22 protein-coding genes and 1 pseudogene are annotated in these 23481 nt (G+C 62.3%); 11 read left to right on the top strand and 12 right to left on the bottom strand.

Going from position 1 to position 23481, the window contains the following annotated elements; translation table 11 throughout:
* Nucleotides 1–22: 22 nt before the first annotated feature.
* From HWX91_RS23635 to HWX91_RS23620, 4 genes are all read right to left on the bottom strand, one after another.
* On the bottom strand, nt 23–1318 hold the full coding sequence (locus HWX91_RS23635; protein ID WP_028195007.1) for a DUF3443 domain-containing protein: 1296 nt from the start codon (nt 1316–1318) through the stop codon (nt 23–25).
* Between the two features lie 30 nt (nt 1319–1348).
* Nucleotides 1349–1855, bottom strand: a complete 507-nt coding sequence (locus HWX91_RS23630) for a DUF2844 domain-containing protein (RefSeq protein ID WP_244144127.1) — start codon at nt 1853–1855, stop codon at nt 1349–1351.
* Between the two features lie 175 nt (nt 1856–2030).
* A complete protein-coding gene (locus tag HWX91_RS23625) occupies nt 2031–3464 on the bottom strand; it encodes a sensor domain-containing diguanylate cyclase (protein WP_102857566.1) in 1434 nt (477 codons plus the stop codon).
* A gap of 221 nt (nt 3465–3685) precedes the next feature.
* Nucleotides 3686–4573, bottom strand: coding sequence for a LysR family transcriptional regulator (locus tag HWX91_RS23620; protein ID WP_028195004.1), 888 nt, complete (start codon nt 4571–4573; stop codon nt 3686–3688).
* 99 nt (nt 4574–4672) lie between these two features.
* Here HWX91_RS23620 and HWX91_RS23615 point away from each other — a divergent pair, with 99 nt between their 5' ends.
* The 3 genes from HWX91_RS23615 to HWX91_RS23605 are packed head-to-tail and all read left to right on the top strand — an operon-like array spanning nt 4673 to nt 7706.
* On the top strand, nt 4673–5977 hold the full coding sequence (locus HWX91_RS23615; RefSeq protein WP_028195003.1) for a CitMHS family transporter: 1305 nt from the start codon (nt 4673–4675) through the stop codon (nt 5975–5977).
* Between the two features lie 33 nt (nt 5978–6010).
* Nucleotides 6011–7369, top strand: a complete 1359-nt coding sequence (locus tag HWX91_RS23610) for an acyclic terpene utilization AtuA family protein (RefSeq protein WP_028195002.1) — start codon at nt 6011–6013, stop codon at nt 7367–7369.
* Between the two features lies 1 nt (nt 7370).
* Nucleotides 7371–7706 (top strand): AtuA-related protein, encoded by a 336-nt coding sequence (locus HWX91_RS23605; RefSeq protein WP_028195001.1) that lies wholly within the window; start codon nt 7371–7373, stop codon nt 7704–7706.
* Between the two features lie 87 nt (nt 7707–7793).
* On the opposite strand, the gene HWX91_RS23600 is transcribed toward HWX91_RS23605, so the two are convergent.
* The gene (locus tag HWX91_RS23600) at nt 7794–8504 is read right to left on the bottom strand and encodes a FadR/GntR family transcriptional regulator (protein WP_028195000.1); all 711 of its coding nucleotides are present in this window, start codon (nt 8502–8504) and stop codon (nt 7794–7796) included.
* 399 nt (nt 8505–8903) lie between these two features.
* On the opposite strand from HWX91_RS23600, the gene HWX91_RS23595 reads away from it, so the two are divergent.
* The 3 genes from HWX91_RS23595 (at nt 8904) to kdgD (ending at nt 12713) form a co-directional block, all read left to right on the top strand.
* Nucleotides 8904–10232, top strand: a complete 1329-nt coding sequence (locus HWX91_RS23595) for an MFS transporter (protein WP_028194999.1) — start codon at nt 8904–8906, stop codon at nt 10230–10232.
* A 125-nt stretch (nt 10233–10357) separates the two neighbouring features.
* Nucleotides 10358–11707 carry a glucarate dehydratase gene (gudD, locus tag HWX91_RS23590; RefSeq protein ID WP_028194998.1) on the top strand — a complete coding sequence of 450 codons (1350 nt, stop codon included), beginning with the start codon at nt 10358–10360 and terminating at the stop codon, nt 11705–11707.
* An 88-nt stretch (nt 11708–11795) separates the two neighbouring features.
* A complete protein-coding gene (gene kdgD, locus HWX91_RS23585; protein ID WP_028194997.1) occupies nt 11796–12713 on the top strand; it encodes a 5-dehydro-4-deoxyglucarate dehydratase in 918 nt (305 codons plus the stop codon).
* 81 nt (nt 12714–12794) lie between these two features.
* Here kdgD and HWX91_RS23580 read toward each other — a convergent pair whose 3' ends face one another.
* Complete coding sequence (locus tag HWX91_RS23580) at nt 12795–14303, bottom strand: MFS transporter (protein WP_028194996.1); 1509 nt, start codon at nt 14301–14303, stop codon at nt 12795–12797.
* Nucleotides 14304–14986: 683 nt separating this feature from the next.
* Between HWX91_RS23580 and HWX91_RS23575 the strand changes: the two genes are divergently transcribed.
* From HWX91_RS23575 to HWX91_RS23565, 3 genes and pseudogenes are all read left to right on the top strand, one after another.
* Entirely contained in the window at nt 14987–15781 is a 795-nt protein-coding gene (locus HWX91_RS23575; RefSeq protein WP_028194995.1) for a substrate-binding periplasmic protein, read from the top strand.
* The gene (locus tag HWX91_RS23570) at nt 15778–18576 is read left to right on the top strand and encodes a bifunctional diguanylate cyclase/phosphodiesterase (RefSeq protein WP_042274145.1); all 2799 of its coding nucleotides are present in this window, start codon (nt 15778–15780) and stop codon (nt 18574–18576) included. The genes HWX91_RS23575 and HWX91_RS23570 overlap by 4 nt, the downstream gene beginning before the upstream one ends.
* A 14-nt stretch (nt 18577–18590) precedes the next feature.
* Nucleotides 18591–18810: pseudogene (locus tag HWX91_RS23565) on the top strand (bacterioferritin); the annotation flags it as partial.
* Here HWX91_RS23565 and HWX91_RS23560 read toward each other — a convergent pair.
* From HWX91_RS23560 to HWX91_RS23545, 4 genes are read right to left on the bottom strand one after another with little or no spacing between them, the layout of a single operon-like run.
* On the bottom strand, nt 18787–19089 hold the full coding sequence (locus tag HWX91_RS23560) for a 4Fe-4S binding protein (RefSeq protein WP_028194994.1): 303 nt from the start codon (nt 19087–19089) through the stop codon (nt 18787–18789). The pseudogene HWX91_RS23565 and the gene HWX91_RS23560 overlap by 24 nt on opposite strands.
* Complete coding sequence (locus HWX91_RS23555) at nt 19086–19400, bottom strand: hypothetical protein (protein WP_028194993.1); 315 nt, start codon at nt 19398–19400, stop codon at nt 19086–19088. Before HWX91_RS23555 ends, HWX91_RS23560 begins: the two co-directional genes overlap by 4 nt.
* Nucleotides 19401–19413: 13 nt before the next feature.
* On the bottom strand, nt 19414–19998 hold the full coding sequence (locus HWX91_RS23550; RefSeq protein ID WP_028194992.1) for an RNA polymerase sigma factor: 585 nt from the start codon (nt 19996–19998) through the stop codon (nt 19414–19416).
* Between the two features lie 58 nt (nt 19999–20056).
* Complete coding sequence (locus HWX91_RS23545) at nt 20057–20857, bottom strand: AraC family transcriptional regulator (RefSeq protein ID WP_028194991.1); 801 nt, start codon at nt 20855–20857, stop codon at nt 20057–20059.
* Nucleotides 20858–20964: 107 nt separating this feature from the next.
* Between HWX91_RS23545 and HWX91_RS23540 the strand changes: the two genes are divergently transcribed.
* Nucleotides 20965–21252 (top strand): hypothetical protein, encoded by a 288-nt coding sequence (locus tag HWX91_RS23540; RefSeq protein WP_028194990.1) that lies wholly within the window; start codon nt 20965–20967, stop codon nt 21250–21252.
* A 44-nt stretch (nt 21253–21296) separates the two neighbouring features.
* Here the strand turns inward: HWX91_RS23540 and HWX91_RS23535 are convergent, their stop codons facing one another.
* Nucleotides 21297–22421: an MBL fold metallo-hydrolase gene (locus HWX91_RS23535; RefSeq protein WP_028194989.1), complete on the bottom strand. Its 1125-nt coding sequence runs from the start codon at nt 22419–22421 to the stop codon at nt 21297–21299.
* A gap of 83 nt (nt 22422–22504) precedes the next feature.
* Between HWX91_RS23535 and HWX91_RS23530 the strand changes: the two genes are divergently transcribed.
* The gene (locus tag HWX91_RS23530; protein ID WP_028194988.1) at nt 22505–23119 is read left to right on the top strand and encodes a TetR/AcrR family transcriptional regulator; all 615 of its coding nucleotides are present in this window, start codon (nt 22505–22507) and stop codon (nt 23117–23119) included.
* A 27-nt stretch (nt 23120–23146) separates the two neighbouring features.
* Here HWX91_RS23530 and HWX91_RS23525 read toward each other — a convergent pair whose 3' ends face one another.
* Complete coding sequence (locus tag HWX91_RS23525) at nt 23147–23461, bottom strand: hypothetical protein (protein ID WP_028194987.1); 315 nt, start codon at nt 23459–23461, stop codon at nt 23147–23149.
* Nucleotides 23462–23481 lie beyond the last annotated feature (20 nt).

Below are 23481 nucleotides of genomic sequence, written 5' to 3'. Positions count from 1 at the left end.
CATCGCGCAGAAGCACTACCCCTCAGCTCGAAACATAAGCTACATACGGCCCCGTCCCCCCACCCGTGGATGCCTTGCCCGAAATACCGTAGTACACGTGCCGGCCATAGAAGAACGGCATGCCGAAGTCGAACTGCCGCGTCAAATAGATGCCGAGATTATTGAACGCGTAATTCCCCGACGCGTTCAGCGTCACGCCGTTTGCAATATTGAAACCGAGCACCGTGCTCGCCGGGCTGGCTCCCACCAGTATCGAGGTTCGGCCCACCGTCGTCGTGGGGGCGTAATAGCCGCTCGCGCTGTCGACCGGAATGCTCAGGTCCGGGAAGAACATGACCGTCGAGCCGGAATCGAAGAACGTCTTGGTTTGCGCGGTTCCGTTGTACATCGACGTGAAGTCGCCGTTTCCATTCGTCCGCATCAATGTGGCGCTCGTGCCGGCCAACGCGTTGTTGGCCTGGGTGTCGATGCCGAACACCAGCGTACCCTGAGCGTTCGGGCTGCCGGTGTCGGACACCTGCGCCATCTCCAGAATCACGCCGTTGTTGTCCTGCGCGAACATCGAGACCGGATTGGTGACCTGTCCGTTGATGGGCACCGCAGTGCCGACGCCGGCGTTGGTGTAGTAGAACGTCGACACCGGTCCTTGCTGGCACGCGAGGCCACAGTCGTTCGGGCTCACGCCAATGCCGAGAATGCCGTTTGCACCGAGATCGGCCGTGGTGACCAGCGGACGGCCAACCTGACACTCGGACGGGGCGGCGGTCGTCAGTGTGCTGTCGCCGATCACCTGGATCGGCACGTTCTGGGCGGTTTCACCCGAAAGCGACACGTCCGCGTAATGGACCGTCCCCCACGCGTAGCCGCTGCCGAACAGCGCGCATTCGGCGAGCGGTTGGCCACCCACGACTTCAGGCGTCAATGTGCTGAAGGTGGATGGCTGAATTGCGGAGCTGACCAGACGCAGCCCGAACGACGCGGTATCGACGATCACATTCGGAATCTTCACGCAGTTTCCGCTGCCGTTGGTTCCTGGGGTGCAGAGCGTGACGGTGACCATGGGCTGATTATGGATGCCCGTCTTGCTGACCGTCACCCCGATCGTATTGCCGGGGCCGACGAGGGTAGGCACCGCCGAAGCGTCCGCCGCGAGGACGTTGGGTGTCGAATTGACGGTGTTCGTCGGGGCGGGCGAACTGGCGGCGGCCGGTGCGTTTGCCGCCGTGTTGCTGTTACCGCTGCTGCCGCCCCCGCCGCCACCGCAGGCAGCCAGACTGAGCCCGAGCGCCGCGGCAATGATCCATGCGATTTTGCGCACTTTTATTCTCTCGATTGATTTTTAATAGACTTACTTGATGTCGTCAGCGCTCACGCCTTGCGGCAACGTTTGCGGGAGATAGGCTCGCCCAACGAAGGAGCCCATATGGCCGCCGGTCTCCACGACCAGCGCCGACTGATGCACGACGGCTGCTCCGTAGCCGCCGCCTTGCACGGCATGTGCGTCGGTGAGGCCCTGCACGTAAGACGGGAAGTAAGTGGCGAGCAGCGTCTTGAGCGGCGGCATGGTCGGGCCTTCCCAGCTCAACGCGAATACGGTATTGGCCGCCGTGATGTACTCGTTCACCACCGTGCCCGACGGCAGCGTGGTCTGACTCACGGTGTAAGCCGGCGCGGCCGCATTGCCGCTTGCCGCGTAGCGCGCCACGGCGGCGCCGCCCAGGCTCAGTGCCCCTGCACTGGTGCTGCTGGCGGTGACGGGGTAGGTCGGCGCGCCGCCCAACCCTGCGTATGCTGGAACGACCGCGGCGAATGAGGCAGTGGCCACCACGAGCATTCGAAATTGACTGATTATCATTTTTTGGTCTTCGGCGATTTTTGGAAAATGCGCGCGAACGTTATCCTCGCGTCCACGCGATGTTAATACTAGCTTGAGTCTGTTCGATTAAAACAAACGAATAGCGAGGCGATTCGGGTTCTATTTGAAAATGAAAGATCGCCTGCCGGAAAATCAGCGATATTCAAGCCGGATATTATTCAGCACCTGGCTGCCATGCCACGCGGTTGCGTCCAGCGGCCTTTGCGGCGTACAACTGGGTATCGGCCGCGGCAAGCAGAGCGGCCGCGCTGCCGCCCCCGGGCGGCATGCATGATGCGCAGCCCACGCTGATCGTCACGTGGCCGCGTTCAGTGTCCTTGTTCGCAAGCCCTGCCGCCTCGATGCGCTCACGGATCGTTTCCGCGACCTTGACCGCGCCGTCGAGCGATGTATTCGGCAACACCACCGCGAACTCCTCGCCGCCATAGCGTGCGGCAACATCCACTGCGCGCCGGGTGCCCGACATGATGCGCGCGGCTACCTCGGCCAACACCTCGTCGCCCGTCGCGTGACCGTAGGTATCGTTCAGGCGTTTGAAGTGATCGATGTCGATGAACAGCAGCGAGAGCGGCGTTTGCTCGCGCTGCGAACGCAGCCATTCCTGCCCGAGCCGCTGGTCGAAAGCGCGGCGATTGCTCAAGCCGGTCAACGCATCGGTTTCGGCGATACGCTGCAATTCGGCCTCGGCGCGCACCTTGTCGCGCAGCGCGAAGGCAAACAGCCACGCCACGATCACGTAAGCGCCGCCGAACAGAACCGTCATCGCGCCGGCCAGCATGTTGCGTTTGCGCCAGTCGGTCAGCACATCTTCCACGGCGGGCGCGATGCCGACGATCAGGGGTGTGCCCGGCACGTGGGCATAGGTGTACAGGCGCGAGACGCCATCCAGCGAACCGTCCGAGACGAAGCTGCCGGACGGGTGGTTCGCGATGCCGGCGAAATTTGCCGTACCCGCATAGTTCGAGCCGATGCCGCGGCGCGCCGGCGGCCGGCTTGCGAGGAGCGTGCCGTTGTCGAGCACGATAAAGCCGCCGCCGTTGGGGCCGAGATCGATATTGTCGAGCAGATGTTCGAAGTACTCGATCCGGATGCTGACGAGAGCAATGCCGTCGAATGCACCCTGGGCTGTGTGGATACGCCTTGACAGTCCAACCGCCAGCGCGCCGCCGCGGACCTGCGACGGATAGGGATGCGAAATGTAGAGGCCTACCGAGGGGTTGTTCTGCTGCACGGTGAAGTAGTCGCGGTCGGCGAACGACAGCCCGGGGTAGGTGTTGCCGCTTTTCGACGCTTTGACACGGCCTTGCGCATCGAGAACATAAGCGTCGCCGGAGATCGGCGAACCCAGTCCACGATCGAACAGTACGCGCTGGCGCAGGTAGGGCGACAGGGTCCATGTTTCCAGGCGCTCGGCGTCCGACGCCACGCCGCGCAACGACATGTCGTACAGCGCGACATTGCGCGCAAGGTCGCGGCTGATAATCGCGACGAGGTTGCGCGAATTGTCCATGGCGTGGCGGAATTCGTCTTCGCGGCTGTTATAGAGCGCGACGAAAGTCAGAGCGGCCATGACGGTGGCGGCAAGCATGCCGGACAGGCCAGCCAACAGGGGATGCCGGCCGATCGTCCAGGCGATCCATTTGCGGGTCCCCCCAAACCATCTGGCCGAGCGGTACCGCAAGCTAAGAACCTGTCCATTCGACACGTGCCTGACTCCCCCTGGATGGCCGGTTCAGAGCCGGCGTGCGGCATAGGACTTTGTCTCAGTCCGGTTGCATGGTCGATTGAATCATTGAATACGCATGAGGGTCAATCGAGCCTGTCGAGCAAAATGCTGACGAAGGTTTCCGTGACGGGCGGCAGGGTTCGGCCGCGTTTCTTGATGAGGGCGATTGGACGGGTGAAGGCGGGATCGTCAACCGGACGAACCACCAACTCGGGCTCCGCTCTGACCTCGCGAGCCGAAGCCGGCAGGATGGTCACACCGAGCCCGGCGCGCACCATCGCGACGGCGCTCATCATGTAGGTCGGCTCACAGGCGATCTCCGGCGCGCAGTGGGCATTGGCAAAGGCGCTATCGACCACGGCTCGCACGCTCGTGCCTGCGGCCGTCAGCACGAGCGGCACCGCGGCGAGGTCGGCCAGCGTGATGCGCCGACGCCGCGCCAGCGCATGGCGCTTCGGAAAAACCGCCACCAGACGATCGATACCCGCATGCAGTACCTCGAAGGCGCTATCGTCCAGCGCGCCGCCAGTCAGGCCGATATCGACCTCCTCGTTGCGCACCAGCGTATTGACCACGCTGGCCACCACGTCGCGCACATGGAAGTTCACGCGCGGCACAGCCTTCTTCATGTCCTGTACGAGTTCGGGCAGGACGCTGGCCGCAAAAGTCGGCAGGCACGCAATGCGCACCGTGCCGCTGGTTCCCTCGCCGAGCGCACGTGCGTCGATCAGCACATGTTCCATATCGTGCAGCGACTTTTGCAGCAGCGGCAGCAGTTCGCGGCCGGTCGGCGTTAGCGCGACATTGCGGCTGTTGCGGTCGAACAGGCGCATGCCGACGGTTTCCTCGAGCCGGCGGATCTGCACCGTCAAGGCCGGTTGTGACAGGTGCAAGCGTGCCGCCGCACGCGTGAAGCTGCCCGTTTGCGCGACGGCGATGAACGCGCGGATGTCCCGAAGATTCAGATCCATAATGGTTTGTGATTGCTGCGATCAATTCATTTCAATTGATTTATTGTTGCCCCGAACTTACGCTCGATCGCAGTAAAAAACAACATAGGAGACAAGCACATGCTGCCACTACTGGGGCTGGCTACCATCGCCGTGCTGCTCGGCGCGATTCTGTCGAAACGGATGTCGCCGCTGGTGGCGCTCATCATCGTGCCGATTGCGGCGTCGCTCATCGGCGGCTTCGGCTTTCAGACCAGCAAGTTCGTGATCGACGGGCTCAAGAGCCTCGCGCCCGTGGTCGGCATGTTCGTCTTCGCGATTCTCTACTTCGGCACCATCACCGACGCCGGCACGCTCGATCCGATCATCGACCGCATCCTGCGCGCGGTCGGTACGCGGCCCACGCGAATCGTGATGGGCACCACCTTGCTCGCGCTGCTGATTCACCTGGACGGCTCCGGCGCAGTGTGCTTTCTCGTCACGATTCCCGCGATGCTGCCGCTCTACGATCGTCTGAAAATGGACCGGCGCGTGCTGGCCGCGGCCGTTTCGATGGCTGCCGGTATCAACTTTCTTCCGTGGACCGGGCCGATGATCCGCGCGTCGGCGTCGCTGCATCTGCCGATTTCGGCGCTGTTCAATCCGCTGATTCCCGTGCAGTTGATCGGGCTGGTGTTCGTTTTCGGCGTGGCATTCTGGCTCGGGCGGCGCGAGGAAAAGCGCCTGGGTCTTAGCGCCGCGAGCGCTTCGATACCGATGCCGGAGCGCAAGCTGACGCCGGAGGAGCAAGCCTTGCGCCGGCCGAAAAACTTCTGGTGCAACATCGTCCTGACGCTGGTCGTACTCGGCACGATGGTCGTGATGGGCGAGAAGATTCCGCCCGCGATCATGTTCATGGTCGGGCTATGCGTCGCGTTGATGGTGAACTATCCGAACGTCGACATGCAGCGCAAGCGGATCGACGCTCACGCGCGCGCCGCGCTGATGATGGCCGGCATTCTGCTCGCGGCCGGCGTGTTCACAGGCGTGATGCAGGGCAGCGGCATGCTGAAAGCGATGGCACAGGCAGCCGTCGGTTTCGTGCCGCCCGCGATGGCGGGGCACATTCCCGTCGTGCTCGGCGTGCTGTCGATGCCGCTCAGCATGCTGTTCGACCCGGACTCGTTTTACTTCGGCGTGTTGCCGGTGATTGCCGAAGTGGCCGGCCAACTCGGCGTGCCCGCCGTGCACGTCGGCCAGGCCGCGCTGCTCGGGCAGATGACGACCGGCTTCCCGGTCAGCCCCCTTACGCCAGCGACGTTTCTCGTAGTCGGCTTGTGCGGCATCGATCTTGCCGATCACCAGAAATTTACGTTTCCCTTGCTGTTCGCCGCGTCGATCGTGATGACGATTGCCTGCGTCGTGCTGGGGATATTCTCACTGTGAGCCGCACGGCTTCACTGAACGGACGCGATCATCATGACAACGACTCCACATAGACGGCCGGTGCGAATCGGCGCGGGCGCGGGGTATTCCGGCGACCGTATCGAGCCGGCGGCCGAACTGGCGGAACATGGCGCGCTCGATTACCTGGTGTTCGAATGCCTCGCCGAGCGCACCATCGCGATTGCGCAGCAGGCGCGCAGCAAAGATCCCGAACAGGGTTACGACCCGTTGCTCGAAACGCGCATGGCGGCCGTGCTGCCCGCTGCGATTCGCAACGGCGTGCGGATCGTGTCGAACATGGGTGCGGCCAATCCACTCGCGGCGGCGAAGAAGACTGCCGAGATCGCGCACTCGCTCGGACTCGGTCCGGTGAAGATTGCCGCCGTCACCGGCGACGATGTGCTCGACGTGGTGCGGCAGGGCAATTTCCGCTTCGAGGAGTCGGGGGAAAGCGTCGCGTCGTATAAGGATCGCCTCGTCTCCGCGAATGCGTACCTTGGCGCGGCGGCGATTGTCGAGGCGCTGGCGGCCGGCGCGCAAATCGTGCTGACCGGACGTGTTGCCGATCCATCCTTGTTCGTCGCGCCGTTGATCCATGAATTCGGGTGGCGGATGGACGACTGGCAAACGCTCGGGCAGGCAACCGTGATCGGCCATCTGCTCGAATGCGCGGGACAAATCACCGGAGGCTATTTTGCGGACCCGGGTTTCAAGGACGTCCCGAATCTCGCGCGGCTCGGCTTTCCCATCGCCGAAGTCGGGCAGGACGGTTCGGTGATCATTACCAAGCTCGCGCAGGCCGGCGGACGGGTGACCGAAGCAAGCTGCAAGGAGCAACTGCTGTACGAGATTCACGATCCGCAGCGCTATCTGCAACCGGACGTGGTCGCCGACTTCACGCAGGTGCGTGTCGCGCAGGAAGCGCCGGATCGCATTCGCGTGAGCGGTGGACGTGGCGCGCCGCGTACGGATACGTTGAAGGTGTCGGTCGCTTATTTCGACGGCTATATCGGCGAGGGGCAGATCTCGTACGGCGGTCCCGGCGCGCTGGCACGTGCCCGGCTCGCGCTCGATATCGTGCGGGAAAGGCTCGCCTTGACCGGTGTGGATACGCGTGAATTGCGATTCGATCTGATCGGTGTGAATGCATTGCATGGCGAAGCGCTGGCGGTCGACCACGCCGAGCCCTATGAGGTCCGGGCACGGGTCGCGGGGCGCGCCGACTCGCTGGCGCAAGCGGTACGGATCGGCAACGAGGTGGAGACGCTTTATACGAACGGGCCGGCGGGCGGTGGCGGCGTGACGAAGTCGGCACGCGAAGTCGTCGCGGTGCAATCGGTGTTGCTGCCGCGTGAGCACGCCAGGCCTACTTTCTCGCTGGTGGAGGCGTGACATGAAACTACGTGAACTTGCGCATTCGCGGACCGGCGATAAGGGCAATACGCTGAATATCTCCGTCATCTGTTACGACGCCAGACACTATGAGCATCTGCGAGCGGTGTTGAGCGCCGAGCGGGTCAAGGCGCATCTCGGCGAGGTGGTGCGCGGCAATGTCGTGCGTTACGAATTGCCTGCCATTGCCGCATTCAACTTCGTACTTGGCGAGGCGCTCGGCGGGGGCGTGACGCGCTCGCTGGCGCTGGACGCGCATGGCAAATCGTTGAGTTCGGCCTTGATGGGGCTGGAGGTGGAGGAGCCGGCTGAGGACGGCTATGCGCCGGCAGCGTAGATCGCTTGCACGGCGCGGCCACGCGGCGTGAAACGCTGAGCCGGTTCAGGCCGCCGCGGGTGAGCCTGATAAGCCCCGCTCCTGGGCTTAGCCGGCCGCCTTGCTCGACTCATGCGCGCGCCGAAGCCGCTCGCGGCTATTGCTCAGATGCATGCGCATCGCGGCGCGTGCGTCGTCGGCGTCCTGACGTTCGATGGCCCGGTAAATCATCTGGTGCTCGCCCAGCACATTGCGCAAGGTTTCAATATGATCGAGCTCCGCGATCTCGGCTGATCCGAGCCGCGTGCGCGGGCTCACCGAGCGGCCGAGTTGACTGAGCACATCGAAGAAATAGCGGTTGCCGCTGGCCCGGGCGATCTGCAAATGAAACTCGATGTCATGCGCGAGCGTGTCCGTACTCCCACGTTCGAGTTCCGACTCGAAGCGTTCCAGTGCGGCACGAATCTGCTTGAGATTCTGCTCGGTACGCCGTGCCGCGGCGAGCGCAGCCGAAGCAGCTTCCACATCGATGCGAAATTCAATGATCGCCATCACGTCCAGCATGCTGGAGAGGTCGGCGGCGGGCAACTGCATCGACTGTTCCGTGGCCGGCTCCAGCACGAACGTGCCGATGCCGTGACGCGTCTCGACCACTTTAGCCGCCTGCAGGCGCGAGATTGCCTCGCGAACCACGGAGCGGCTCACCGAGAGCTGCTTCATCATGGCGACTTCCGTAGGAATGCGGTCTCCCGGCCTCAGGGCGCCGCGGCGGATTTCGTCGGAAAGGCTGGCCACCACCTTCTCAGTCAGGCTGCTCATTTACGGTTTGTTGATTAATCTGATCGGCTGGAAATACACCCGTCGCGGGTGCGAGTGAAGTCATAGGGCGCTTCGACATAGCCATCATAGCGTCAGTCCGATTGATCGCGACTCGAAACACTCGCTCCCGGGGGATGCGCGCGGCGACGGATCGACCCTTTCCGGTCTCTACTGCAAGCGGTTTATGTTTTGTTGTCGGACGTCTTATTTTGATTGACCTTTTCCAAGGTGGGAATGCCGTGCCCGCTGCTTTTTTCACTATACCCGGCCGGAGTGCGAGGCAAGTGGCAGGGTAAACACCTTATTGGAATCGATGGAAAGAAGCGGGTAGACTGTCGTCAGACAACGTATCACGTGTTACGGAGCAGGCCGCCGGAGTGGCCGGAACTGGAGACAACCTTGACATCTGCTCTTACCGCCGCCGACGCGCTCGAATCCGCAGTCTCGAAGGTCAAGCGGCACATCTTGCCGCTGTTTCTGATCATGTTCATCGCGAACTACATCGATCGCGTGAACATCGGCTTCGTCAATTCCCACATGCAGGCGGACCTCGGCATCGGCGCCGCCGCGTACGGTCTGGGGAGCGGCTTGTTCTTTGTCGGCTACGCGCTGTTTGAAGTGCCGTCGAACGTATTGATGCAGAAGTACGGCGCGCGCGCGTGGCTGACCCGCATCATGGGCACCTGGGGGCTGGTCGCGGCGGCCATGGCGTTCGTCTGGAACGATACGTCCTTCTATGTATTGCGCTTTCTGCTCGGCATCGCTGAAGCCGGCTTCTTTCCGGGCGTGGTGTTTTACTTCACCCAATGGCTGCCGCAGAAAGAACGCGGCAAGGCCGTGGCGGTTTTTCTCTCGGGCTCCGCGCTGGCGTCGGTGCTGTCCGGGCCGATCACCGGCAGTCTGCTGTCGATTCGCGGCCTCGGCTTGCAGGGCTGGCAATGGATGTTTCTGATTGAAGGCGGTTTTTCAATCGTGCTGTGCGGTGTGAGCTGGTTGCTGCTGAAATCGCGCATTCGCGATGCCTCGTGGCTGACGGCTGAGGAGCAGGCCGTGCTCGAAAGCTCGATCGCCGCGGAGCAGGCCGAGCGTGAGGCGCACGGCGGCGCGCATCTGCCGCCGATGAAGCTGCTGAAAGACCCGCAGATTCTCCTGTTCTGCTTTCTGTACTTCGCGATTCAACTGACCATCTACGCGGCGACGTTCTGGCTGCCGACGATCATCCGCAAGATGGGTGGGCTCTCGGACTTTGAAGTCGGCATGTTCAATACCATCCCGTGGCTCATCGCCATGGTCGCGATGTACTGCTTCGCGGTGTTGTCGGCGAAATGGCGTTTTCAGCAGGCGTGGCTGGCGGTGGCGCTCGTGATCGCGGCGTGCGGGTTGTTCGCTTCGACTTCGGGTAATCCGGTGCTGTCTTTCGTGGCTATCTGTTTCTCAGCGATCGGTTTCAAGGCGGCCTCGTCGCTCTTCTGGCCGATTCCGCAGGGTTATCTCGACGCGCGCGTTGCCGCAGCCGTGATCGCGCTGATCAACTCGGTCGGCAACCTCGGCGGCTTTTTCGCACCGGCCGCGTTCGGTTATTTGCAGCAGCACACCGGCTCGATTACTGGCGGTTTGTACGCGCTGGGCGTGGCTTCGCTGATCGCGGCGGCGGCCGGTTTCCTGACCCGCAATCACCGCGTGAATCGGGACGCGTTGCCGGAGCCTTTGCATAGCAAAGCCCACTGACCAGCGAAAATCGCCGATCATGAATCACGCATTTCCCACTTTTTGCCCGGCACGGGTCCCGAGCGCGCTAATCCAGCGCGCGGACGCCCACCTGCTGGCTCGCTAACTCAACCGGGTCCATTCTCATGTCCACGAACTCATCCCAATCGAACGCTACGCCGATCGTGACCGAGCTGCGCGTCGTGCCCGTCGCCGGCCGTGACAGCATGCTGATGAATCTGAGCGGCGCGCATGGCCCGTTCTTCACACGCAATATCGTCATTCTGCGCGACAGCGCCGGACATACGGGCGTCGGCGAAGTGCCGGGCGGCGAGAGCATCCGCCAGACCATCGACGATGCGCGTCCGCTGGTCGTCGGTCAGTCGATCGGCAATCTTCAAGCTATCCTGAACAAAGCGCGTACCCAGTTCGCCGATCGTGATGCCGGTGGCCGCGGTCTGCAGACCTTCGATCTGCGCACCACCATTCACGCGGTGACAGCGCTCGAAGCCGCGTTGCTCGATCTGCTCGGTCAGCATCTTGGCGTCCCCGTCGCGGCGCTGCTCGGTGAAGGCCAGCAACGCGACGAAGTGGAAATGCTCGGCTATCTGTTCTATATCGGCGACCGCAAGAAAACCGATCTGCCCTATGCGAGCGGCGCGGAGGGGCGCGACGACTGGGAGCGTCTGCGTACCGAAGAAGCGATGACGCCCGAGGCAGTCGTGCGGCTCGCCGAGGCGGCGCAGGCGCGCTATGGCTTCAACGATTTCAAGCTCAAAGGCGGCGTGTTGCCGGGCGACGCCGAAATCGAAGCGGTCACGGCGCTCGCCGAGCGTTTCCCCAACGCCCGCGTCACGCTCGACCCGAACGGCGCATGGTCGCTCGCGGAAGCGGTGCGCCTGTGCCGCGACAAGCACGACGTGCTGGCTTACGCGGAAGATCCGTGCGGCGCGGAGAACGGCTATTCGGGCCGCGAGGTGATGGCCGAGTTCCGCCGCGCGACCGGTTTGCCGACGGCGACCAACATGATCGCGACCGACTGGCGTCAGATGGGTCACGCGATCCAGTTGCAGTCGGTGGATATTCCGCTTGCCGATCCGCATTTCTGGACCATGCAGGGTTCGGTGCGGGTGGCGCAGATGTGCAATGAATGGGGGCTCACCTGGGGCTCGCACTCGAACAACCACTTCGACATTTCGCTCGCGATGTTCACGCATGTCGCGGCGGCGGCGCCCGGCAAGATTACGGCGATCGACACGCACTGGATCTGGCAGGACGGTCAGCGCCTGACGCGTGAGCCGTTGCAGATCGTCGGCGGCAAGGTCAAGGTGCCTCAGGCCGCCGGCCTCGGTGTCGAACTGGATATGGACGAGATCGAGAAGGCGCATGCGCTGTATCAGCAACACGGCCTCGGCGCACGCGACGACGGCGTGGCCATGCAATACCTGATTCCGAACTGGAAGTTCGACAACAAGCGCCCGTGTCTGGTGCGCTAAGTCTCTTGATGATTTGAGCGGCGGCGGGTGCCGCCGCTCGTTTTCACCGACAAAATTTACGCTATTACGCTACTAAGCCATTCACGCCATGACCTCACCTCAAGAACTCAAAGCAATCGTCTCGGAAGGCCTGCTGTCGTTTCCGGTGACCGACTTCGACGAACAGGGCGATTTCCGCGCCGATACCTATGCTGCGCGCCTCGAATGGCTCGCGCCGTATGGCGCGACGGCATTGTTCGCCGCGGGCGGCACCGGCGAATTTTTCTCGCTGACCAGAAGCGACTACACGGAGGTGGTTCGCACGGCGACCGAGACCTGCCGCGGCAAGGTGCCGATTCTCGCCGGTGCGGGCGGCCCGACGCGCGTCGCGATTGAATATGCTAAGGAAGCCGAACGTCTCGGCGCGAGCGGCGTGCTGCTGATGCCGCACTACCTGACCGAGGCGTCGCAGGAGGGCATTGCCGCGCATGTCGAGCAGGTCTGCAAGGCGGTGAAGAACATCGGCGTGATCGTCTATAACCGCGCGAATTCGAAGCTGAACGCGGATATGCTCGAACGTCTCGCCGACCGTTGCCCGAACCTGATCGGCTTCAAGGACGGCGTGGGTGAAATCGAGAACATGGTGACGATTCGCCGGCGTCTGGGTGAGCGTTTCTCGTACCTCGGCGGCCTGCCGACCGCGGAAATCTACGCTGCGGCTTATAAGGCGATGGGCGTGCCGGTGTACTCGTCGGCGGTCTTCAACTTTATCCCGAAGACCGCGATGGACTTCTACCGCGCGATTGCCGCGGACGACCACGCTACCGTCGGCAGGCTGATCGATGAATTCTTCCTGCCGTATCTGGCGATCCGTAATCGCCGCCAGGGCTACGCGGTCAGTATCGTGAAGGCCGGCGCGAAGCTGGTCGGCCACAGCGCGGGACCGGTGCGTGCGCCGTTGACCGATCTGACCGAAGAGGAAATGGCGCAACTCGACGTGCTGATCAGGAAGCTCGGCGCGCAATAACCGATGCAATAAGTGCTGCAATAGCCGATGCAAGAAGCGGCGCGGGCCGCAGCCGCGAAACGGTCGCGGCCACGCCGCCGTTCAGCTCTTGCGAAACACCACGTGCGAGATGCGCTGCACGAGCAGTGCCGCCGCCAATGCCGCTACCGCCGTCAGCCATACACCGATATGAATCGACTGCACCAGCGCATCGCGTGCCGTGTCGATCAACGCCAGCGTATTGAGGCCCGACGGCTTCATATCCGCAATCAGTTTCAGTCGCGATGCTTCGTCGATCAGGATGCGCAGATCGACGAAACGCGGCTGCCATTGCGAAACGGCCGGCTCGCCGAGCACGCTCATCGTACGCGTCACCACGTCGCGATAGTGATGCTGCACCACGGTTGCCACAATGCTGGTGCCGAGCATCCCGCCCACCATCCGCGTGGACTGAAGCAGCGCCGTCGTGATACCGAAACGTTCGCGTCCGGCAATCTCCTGGCCGAACACATTCAGATTGTTCAGGATGAAACCGAGGCCGATACCGACCGCCGCCATCGGCAATTCGATCCACACGTGCGGGGTCTGCGGATTGGCGAACGCCAGCGCGATCGCGGCGAACAGCAGCAGCGCGAACCCGATCGACAGAATCCGCGTGGGCTTCTTCATGTGGATGACGATGCGCGTATTCAGCAGGCTGCCGAGGGCGATACACGCGGCGATCGGCGTGGCGAGCAGACCCGCCTGTTGCGGCGACAAGCCGAAGCCGCCTTGCAACAGCAGCGGCGCAAAGAAGATCAGCGAAAACATCACGAAGCCGGACAGAAAGCCGAGTATGAACAGCGTGACGAGTTGCGCGTCCTTGAACAGGTCGAGTGGAATGATTGGATGCGTGGCGCGTTTTTCACATACCAGCAACGCAACGGCGCCCGCGATCACGAAGGCGGCTAACGTCAGATTGCCGGTCGTCAGACCATGTTTCGGCACGGCTTCGATGAGTGCCTGAAAGCCGCCCAGCACGATGGCGACCAGTGCCGCGCCGAGCCAGTCGATCTTGACCTCGCCCTCGTGCGGCCGCTGCAGGTTGGGCAGATGCGCCCAGATGAAATAGAGCGCCGCGGCGCCGACCGGCAGGTTGATCAGGAAGGTGGAGCGCCAGCCCCAATGCTCGCTCATCCAGCCGCCCAGCGACGGACCCGCCGCGGTGCCGATCCCGTACGCGGCCGCCATCACCACCTGCCAGCGCACCCGCGCGCGAGGATCGGGGAACAGGTCCGGGATCGACGCGAACGCGGTGCCCACCATCATCCCGCCGCCGACGCCTTGCAAGCCGCGCGCGATCACGAGAAACAGCATGTCGTTCGCGACGCCGCACAGCACCGACGCCACCGTGAACGTGATAACCGCGGCGATCACGAAGCGCTTGCGGCCGAAGTAGTCGCCGAGACGGCCGAACACGGGAACGGTCACCACCGACGCCAGCAGGTACGCGCTGGCAATCCATGCGTAGTACTCGAAGCCGTGCAGTTCGGCGACGATCGAAGGCAGCGCGGTGCTGACGACGGTCTGGTCGAGTGCGACCAGCATATTGACAAGGCCGATGCCGAGCATCGCCATGAGGGCATTCCGGAAGGGCAGGGCAGTCGCAGTCGGGTTCACGGGTCTGGGAAAGGAGAGCTTTTCTGGGGAGGCGCCGCGCGGCGCGGGCCGGGTCTTGACGCGTGGTGTGTCCACTAGTTGTCTGACCTCTTATCCTGAATTATACGGGTTTCCCCCTATTTGTGATTAATTTCGAGGCATTAAGGGCATAAAAATCCGGTGCGCTTGGGCGCGGCGAGGCGGGCGCGGTTTGATATATGACGTCTGTTGATAGCGTCTTATCCGGCATTTCATCGACGTTCCGCGCTTGTAGGTCGCCCGACGCTTCTTGCACGCAGTACTTCAGCGGGAAATGAAATGTACGCGCTACGTGATTGAAAGGAGGGGTTCGGGCGCAGTGCTGCGCATCCTACCGGCTCCGCCTTCCAGAACGACCTTCGCTGGCCCCTCGGTGCTTCATCATTGAACGGGGATCCGCACGGTGAACGAGCGTCATACATAGGCACCATACACGCTGGTGCGATTCCGTCCGGATGATTGAAGTTGTCACCGTCCATCGGCAGCGCATTGGGTCAGAAAAATATCCCGAATTGTGTGTTAAAAGCAGGGTATGAGTAAAACAAACCTGCCTGAGCACGCCGCCGGATTATGACCGGCGAGAATATAACCAGGCGTCATTTCGCTATGGAGGCGTTGTGATTCGAAGCTGGCTTGGCGGGGTTCTGTTGGCAGTGTGTTTCGTAAGCAATGCTTTTGCGGGTGGCCCGGATTGCTCCCGGCCGTTCACGCTAGGATTGCACGACCACGGCCTGCTCTATTCGCTCGACACCGACAGCGGTATCGACAAAGACTTTGCGGACGAGCTGATCCGGCGCAGCGGTTGCCAGATCAAGGTCAGTCTGATGTCGCGGGCACGTATCTGGAAACTGATCGAATCGGGTGCGCTCGATTTCAGCCTTTCTGGCATTGCGAACGACGAACGCAATCAATACGCGTCGTTTGCGTGGTACTTCAGCAATAAATACTATCTGCTCGTGCGCAAGGACGCCGGTATCCACAACGTCGCGGATTTCGAACGTGATCGGCACGCGCAGCTTGGTGTGATCCGCAGTTTTCGCTATAGCGCATCGGCCAATGAACTGGTCGACAGACTGACGGCGGAAAACCGGGTCAGCCTGGCGGGAGGGCTCGAACCGCTCTACCAGGCGCTTATACTTCGGCAGATTCAGGGCATGATTATCGAGCCCTTCGATTACCCCGCACTGGACGCGAAAAAAATCCGCAATGTGACGACGATTGTCGAGTTCAACGATCCTTCTGTGCCGCACGGTCTGATCATGTCGAAGAAAGCACTCTCCGTCGGCGAACGGGAAAAGTGGCAGGCGCTGGTGGACGAAATGCGTGCGGACGGCACGGTGCGCCGAATCTTCGAAAAGTACTTCAAGCCTGAGCTGGCTGATTCCATGGTCGACTTCAAGGCGTCGCCGTGATCCGGCTACGCGCTGTCCTACTGCCGTTACTGGTTCTATCAGCGTCGCTCTGTTTGACGTGGGTCGTCTGGAATCACGAACGACAGGCGAGTCGCAAAGAGCTTCGCAGCCAGTTCGAATACACCGTGAGTGATGTGGTCGGCCGCGTCGAGCAGCGCATGGCGACCTATGAGCTGATGTTGCGCGGCGTGCAGAGCCTGTTTGCCGCGAACGGTACGATCGATCGCGAGCGGTTCCGGCGCTATGTGAACGCGCTCAATCTTGACGCGAATTTTTCCGGCGTCCACGGCGTCGGTGTAATCGAATGGGTGCCCGCGGCGAGTAAAGCGGCCCACATAGCGGGCATGCGTCAGGGCGGCATTCCGGGCTACACGATTCATCCTGACGGGCAGCGCACGGCTTATGCGCCGATTATTCAGCGCGAGCCTTTTGTTGGCATTGCTCGCAGCTCGCCCGGTTTTGACACCTGGGACGAACCGGTGCGGCGCGCCGCGCTGGAGAAGGCACGCGATTCCGGCATGGCGGCCCTGTCGGGCAAGGTAAACCTCCAGATCGGCGCGAGTCCTGACCGTCGGCCGGGTTTCATCATGTACCTGCCGATCTACGCGGCCGGCAAGGCGCAGGACGATCTCACGCAACGCCGGGCGAACATTATCGGTTGGGTCTATGCGTCGTTCCAGATGCACGACGTGATGGCCAGTCTGTACGGCGAACAGCCACCCGGCATCTCGCTGGCCATTTACGACGGCGTCGAGCCATTGGAGGCCGCGCTGCTGCATCGCGCTTCCGAGCCGAACAACCGGCGCGCCCCCGCGATCATCTCCGCAAATGAATATCTGGTTGTCGACGGGCATGACTGGATGCTCACGATGAGTGCCTCCGACGAGTTCCGATCCAGATTGGGACGCAATGCACAGGCGTTGATCGCAGGCGCCGGCACGGGCTTGAGTTTTCTGCTGGCGCTTCTGAGCTGGCTCATGATGACAGGGCGTGAGCGCGCCATGCGGCTCGCCTCGGCGATGACACGGGAGTTGCGCGAGAACGAAGAGAAGTTTCGCGCCATTGCCGACTGCACGGTGAACCTGGAAATCTGGTGGGGACCGGATGGCAAACCTCGCTGGATCAATCCGTCGGTTGAGTACTACACGGGCTATACGGTCGCCGAATGCATGGCGATGCCCGATTTCGCCCGCACGCTAATCCATCCAGAGGATGTTTCGCGGGTTGCCCCGGAATTTAAAAAGGGGCTTCAGGGTTCTCGCGGCGAGGATCTCGAGTTTCGTTGCGTGCGCAAGGATGGGTCGCTGCTGTGGCTGTCGGTTTCCTGGGTGCCGATCAGCAATCAGAGGGGCGACTTTATCGGTTTTCGCACCAGCGGCCGCGACATTACCGAGCGTAAGAAGTCAGAGGAGAAAATCCGCGAGCTGGCCTTCTACGACACGCTGACCCGCTTGCCCAATCGTGCACTGCTTCTGGACCGGCTCAGGCAATCCATGCTGGCGAGCCGGGAGAACAAGGTCTGTGGCGCCCTGATGTTTATCGATCTCGATCACTTCAAAACGCTGAACGATACGCTTGGGCACGACAAAGGCGATCTGCTCCTGCGGCAGGTCGCGTATCGCCTGTCGAATAGCGTCAACGAGGCCGACACGGTCGCGCGGGTGGGGGGTGACGAGTTCGTTGTGGTGCTGGGCAACCTGAGTCCGGATGAGGCGGTGGCCACCAGCCAGACCGAGGCGGCGGGGGCAAGAATTCTCTCCGTGCTGGGGTGTGCCTATGAACTCAACGGCATCCAGTTCCGGAGTACCGCCAGCATCGGCGTCACGGTATTCAAGGGGGAGCAGACGTCGACCGACGAGCTTTTCAAACAGGCCGATCTCGCCATGTATCAATCGAAGGAGCGCGGCCGCAATGGCATCTGTTTCTTCGACCCGGCGATGCAGACAGCGGTGTTGAAGCGGGCCGAAATGGAGGTGGGGCTGCGCAACGCGATCGAAGAGAACCGGATTGTTCTCCACTATCAGGCGCAGGTCGTCGACGGCAATTACATTACCGGTGCGGAGGCGCTGGTGCGTTGGGAGCATCCTGAACGCGGCCTGATACCGCCGGGCGAGTTTATTCCGCTCGCCGAGGAGTCTGGGCTGATTCTCGAGATGGGGCGCACTGTGCTGGCGTCCGCATGCGCTCAACTGGCACTGTGGGCGGCGAGCCCATCGATGGCGCATCTGTCCATGGCAGTGAACGTCAGTGCCCGGCAATTCCGCGAGCCGGATTTCGTGGACGGTGTGCTCGACGTCATCGACCGGACCGGGGCGAGGGCGGACCGGTTGAAGCTCGAATTGACCGAGAGTGTTCTCGTTGAGAACGTACAGGACGTTATCGAAAAGATGAGCGCCCTGCGTGCCCGCGGCGTGACGTTTTCGCTCGACGACTTCGGGACGGGCTACTCTTCGCTGGCGTATCTGAAGAGATTGCCGTTGGACCAGTTAAAGATCGATCGCTCGTTCGTGCGCGACATTCTGGTCGACCCCAACGACGCTGACATCGCGAGAACCATCGTGGCGCTTGCGCGAAGCTTTAACCTGGGTGTCATTGCCGAGGGGGTTGAAACAGAAGCGCAAAGAGATTTCCTGGCGGTTGCAGGCTGCCATGCCTATCAAGGGTTTCTTTTTTGCAAGCCGTTGCCGATCCAGGGTTTCGAACAGTTCGTGAGCCTGTTCAGTTCCGGTAAGCGGGCGGAGGGCCGCTCGGCGAGGAATGCCGGGAGAAACGTGGGCACCGGCACGGCAAGCTGATCGCAGCTGCACCTCTGCCCAATTTGCAAGACCTGCATAAGTTGCTGATTGGTGAGGATACGAAAGAAATTCTTGAGTGCGATCTCAAACTCGAGCAGGCGTCGCAGACAACTTGCAAGGAAGCGATCGCGTACCGCGAGACCCGACTGGCTCGAAACGAATCTGGCCTTGATCGATAAGGTCGGGAGTGCTGCGCGGCAAAGCACGATCTTATTGCGCCCCGATCCTGGCTAACGTAATGGCATGTTCCGGGCATGCGCTTACGCACAGGCCACATGCCCGGCATGCATCGGCGTTGGGCGTGTACGCGACTTTCATGCCGTGTACGCGCAGCTTGAATCGGTTCAGCGCGCCCAACTGCCGATAGTCCGCCGTATCGATCCGGCGGATTTCGAATACGTCTTCGGGGCAGACGACGGCGCAATCACCCTTGCCTTCGCAGCGCTTCAGATTGACCACGGGAGCGATCACGCCTGCGGGCTGCTTGCAAGCGGATGTAGATGCGCGGCTCATGCTTCGTCCTCGCGGCGCTTGCCGTCAAAAGACGCCAGGTTCTTCTGAAAGTTTTCACGCTCCTGGGGTGTCATCCGTTCCCAGCGCCGCCAGTGCCGGCGTCCATGCCAGCCGCCATGCCCGCGAAATCCGCCAAAGAGAATTCGGCTCAGGACCAGCAGGCCCAGCGCGTGCAGAAAGTCGATCGGACGGGCACCGGCGAATAGCGCGGGCATCACCCAATTCCATAGCGCCATCACCATCCATCCCAGCACGGCAATGCCCACCAGAACCAACAGTGCCTTGCCGAAGCATCTCAGTTTGAATCTCATCTAGCTGCTCCTTTTAGATATCCAGTTCGTCATAGACGGCTTGCAGGCGAACGCGCAGATGCAGTACCGCGTAGCGCTTGCGGGCCAATAGCGTGTTCACGCCGACACCGCTTTCGGATGCCAGCTCCTTGAAGCTGCGTCCTTCGAGTTCGTGAGCGACGAAGACGTCGCGCTGATTTGCCGGCAATTCGTCGAGTGCTTCTTGCAGGGCCTCCAGCAGCAACGATCTTGCATAGACGGCTTCGGGACCGGCGTCGGTGGCCGGCAGGGCGAGATCCAGCCGATAGTCCGGGTTGTCTGCGTCGTCCTGATCGTCGGCCATGTCGGCGAGCGCTTGCTCGCGGCGCTTGCGAAAGCGGTCGATGATGCGGTTGCGCGCGACGCGGAACAGCCACGCGCTTACCTGTTCGATCGGCGCGGGGAGCCGGTAGGCTTGCACGAACTCGTGAAAGACGTCCTGCAGGATGTCTTCGGCCTCGCCCTGATCGTGCACGCGGCGCCGGATGAAATTGCCGAGTTTCGACCGCTCACGCAACACGGTTGCAGTGATGTCGTTGTCGCGTTCGATCGTCGGTTTTGGGGTGCGCGGCGGTTCCATACGTCTGTAGACGATTCACGCCTGGAAATATTGTCCGTGACGTGAAGGCTGTTTCGAATCAGCCGCTACGGCGATTCTCCGGCGCTGCCGCGGCCAGGTAGCGTCCGGGCGTGGTGCCCAAGGCCCGACGGAACATGTCGATAAACGCGCTGACATTGTCGTAGCCGAGTTCGAGCGCAATCGTCGTGACCGGAATCCCATCCGCCACCCGTTCGAGTGCGCGAAGCAAGCGGGCCTGTTGGCGCCATTGCGCGAACGTCAAGCCTGTTTCGGTCACGAACCGGCGGCTCAGCGTTCGCGGCGCGAGCCCGGCCCATGCCGCCCATTCTTCGAGGCGGCGGTTATCCGCGAGGTTGCCGCCGAGCGCGTCCGTGATGCGCGCGAGCCGTGGATCGGTGGGGCTCGGCAGGCCTAGCGATTCTTCCTTTGACGCAGCGAGCTCATCGACGATGACCTCCGCAATGCGCGTCTGCGTCGCGTCGAGCTCGTTGCCCGGCCAGCTCGCGGCGCGCCGTACCGCCTCGCGCAGCAAGGGCGTCGTCTTGATCGCGCGCGCCTGCCGCGGCAGCGATTCGCAGCGCTCCTCGGTTATGAAAACACTCCACCCCGAGAAGGGGCCATAGGAGCGTATCGAGTGAACGCAATGCGGGGGAATCCAGATCGCATGGGTGGCGGGCACGACCCATTGCTGCTTGTCGAACCCGATCGATGCGAGCCCGCTCAGCGCACCCATGAGCTGTCCGCGCGCATGACTATGCGAGGGCGTTGCGCGCGATTCACTTTGTGTCAGTTCGGCCGCGGCGAGGAATGGACCTTCGGGCGAACTCACGAGAGTCGGTCGAATCAAGGGGGTAGTCATCGCAAGGGGTGGCGGGAATCCGGTATCGAATGACCTTTATACCGGAGACGGGCCGGGTCTGCATCACTAGACTGGCCTCTTCTCAAACAACACAGGAGTGCCGTGCGATGCGAGCCGAGCAAGTTCTCCCCGATCACGTCGATCGGACCGATATCAATGGCGTGACCGTCCGCAAAGGCACTGTTGCCGCTTTTCTGGCCAATGCACGCGTCTGGACCGATCCGGCCAGCACTGACGCGGCGCGCGCCGTGGCCGCCACGGACATCGTCGCGGCCCTGCCGGCCCTGCGTGCCGTCGGCCTGTTCGATGTACTTGAGATTCGCGACGTCCGGCTGCGTGAGTGGATCGACTCATCCTCTTGCGGATCTCGGCGCGCACTGGGGAATGCCCAGTAGCATCCGGCGCGCAAGCGCCAAGATCAGCTCTTGCCGGGCACGCCTTACGAATTCGCTTGCCGGCTATCGCGACAGAACCAGCGCCGCGATGTCGCGGGGGCCGGCACCACCTCCGCCACCTCGCGCCACCACTTCGTGCCACGGTGCGGCGTGCCCAGATCCAGCCGCTCGCCCATGCGAGGCGTCGCGAGCGCAATGCCCCGGGCGGCAGCGAGCCCAACCACACGCTCGTACGGTTCCTGCCAGCGATGCATCGCCAGATCGAACGTGCCGTTGTGAACCGGCACCAGCCAGCGTCCGCCCAGATCGACGTGAGCCTGGACGGTCTCGTCGGGCTGCATATGGACGTACGGCCATTGAGCATCGTAGGCGCCGGTTTCGAGCAGCGTCACGTCAAATGGACCGAGCCGCTCGCCGATGGTCCTGAAGCCGTCGAAGTAACCGGTGTCGCCGCTGAAAAACACGCGTAGCGCGTCGTCGACGATCACCCACGAGGCCCACAAGGTGCTGTTGCCGTCGAACAGACTGCGACCGGAGAAGTGCTGCGCGGGTGTTGCAGTAAACGACAGACCGTCGATTTCAACGCCCTGCCACCAATCGAATTGACGCACCTTCGACGCCTCGATACCCCATTCGATCAGGCGGTCGCCGACACCCAGCGGCGTCAGGAACACGCCGGTCTTCGCGGCGAGCGCCAGCACCGTTTCGCGATCCAGATGGTCATAGTGATCGTGCGACAGAATCACGCCGCGCAACGGCGGCAAGTCTTCGAGTGCAATGGGCGGGGCATGGAAGCGCTTCGGGCCGAACCGCCGGAACGGCGATGCACGCTCGGCGAAGACGGGATCGGTCAGCCAGAACTGACCGCGCAGCTTAAGCAGCATGGTCGAATGCCCGAGGCGATAGAGGCTGCGGTCCGGCGCGGCGTCGAGTTGTTCGCGTGACAGCGTGTCGACGGGCAGCTTGCCCGCCGGCACCGTACCGTCCGGTTTCCGGAACAACACATTCCACGCGATGCTCAGGGTCTTGCCGATACCCTCGACCGGACGCGGCTTGACGTTCCGAAAGCGCTCGCCGTCGTGTTGAGCCGACATGTCGAACAATTCGCGCCCGCGTCGCGCCGCCGTCAGGCCCAAGGCGCGGCGAATAGAACTGGTAAACGATGCCATGCAAACCGCCTCGATACAGAAAGTAGACTGTTGAGTGTAGTTTATTTTTGAGAAAAGTAAACTACCCGGTGTAAAATTTAGCGATGAACACCAGTCAACCCCTTCTGCGCCTGACCGACCGCAAGCGCGCTGCCATCATCGAGGCGGCCATCGAAGAATTTCTCGCGGCCGGTTTCGACGCGACCAGCATGGACCGTATCGCGGCCCGCGCGAGCGTCTCGAAGCGGACGGTCTACAACCATTTCCCCAGTAAGGAAGTGCTGTTCGCCGCGATCCTGCGGCAGTTGTGGGAGTCGAGCGACACAGGCGAGGCGCCGGCTTACTCCGCCGCGCATCCATTGCGTGCGCAGTTGCTCCAGCTTCTGTTAAAGAAGCTGAGCCTATTGAATAACGAGGCATTCCTGGCCCTCGCGCGCGTCGCGATCGCGGCGGGCATTCATTCGCCGGAGCGCGCGCGGGAGATGGTGACCCGCATGGGTGAGCGGGAGGAGGATTTGACGGTGTGGATTCGCGCGGCCGCAGCCGATGGCCGCCTGAAGACCTCGGACCCGGTATACGCTTCGCAGCAGTTGCAGGCCCTCGTAAAAGCATTCGCTTTCTGGCCGCAGGTGACGATGGGGCAGCCGCCTCTCGGCGTGGATGAACAGAAGCACGTCGCGGAATCGGCCGCCGATATGTTTCTCGCGCGCTACGCGTGACGCGTTGCGCGTTGCCGACGAGACGCGTTACGCGTCTTTCAACCAGGGCATTTCCACGGGCGACACCACCAGGCACCGGGACTCCCGTTTCAGTTCGAAGATAAACCCGACCAGGATCATGGAGTCGGCGTATGGGATCGGAAATACGTGAGGATTATCCGCGGCGCGTAGCGGGTGCGCCGGCGTATCCGCTGTCTTCGCGGCGTTCTCGCGGACGCTTTCCAACTCGTCGACCATGGCCTGCCCACTGACTTTCTGGACGCGGCTACGCAGGTCGCTGAAGGGTTCGATGCGCGCCCCGTCTTCATTGTATTCGGGCACTTCATAGATGAACCAGGACATGTGCGTCTCCAGAGAAAAGG

The sequence above is a fragment of the Paraburkholderia fungorum genome (genome assembly GCF_902833645.1).
GTDB classification, from domain to species: Bacteria; Pseudomonadota; Gammaproteobacteria; order Burkholderiales; family Burkholderiaceae; genus Paraburkholderia; species Paraburkholderia fungorum.
The sequence above is the reverse complement of the archived record's forward strand: the minus strand, read 5'-3'. Positions and strand labels throughout refer to the sequence as shown.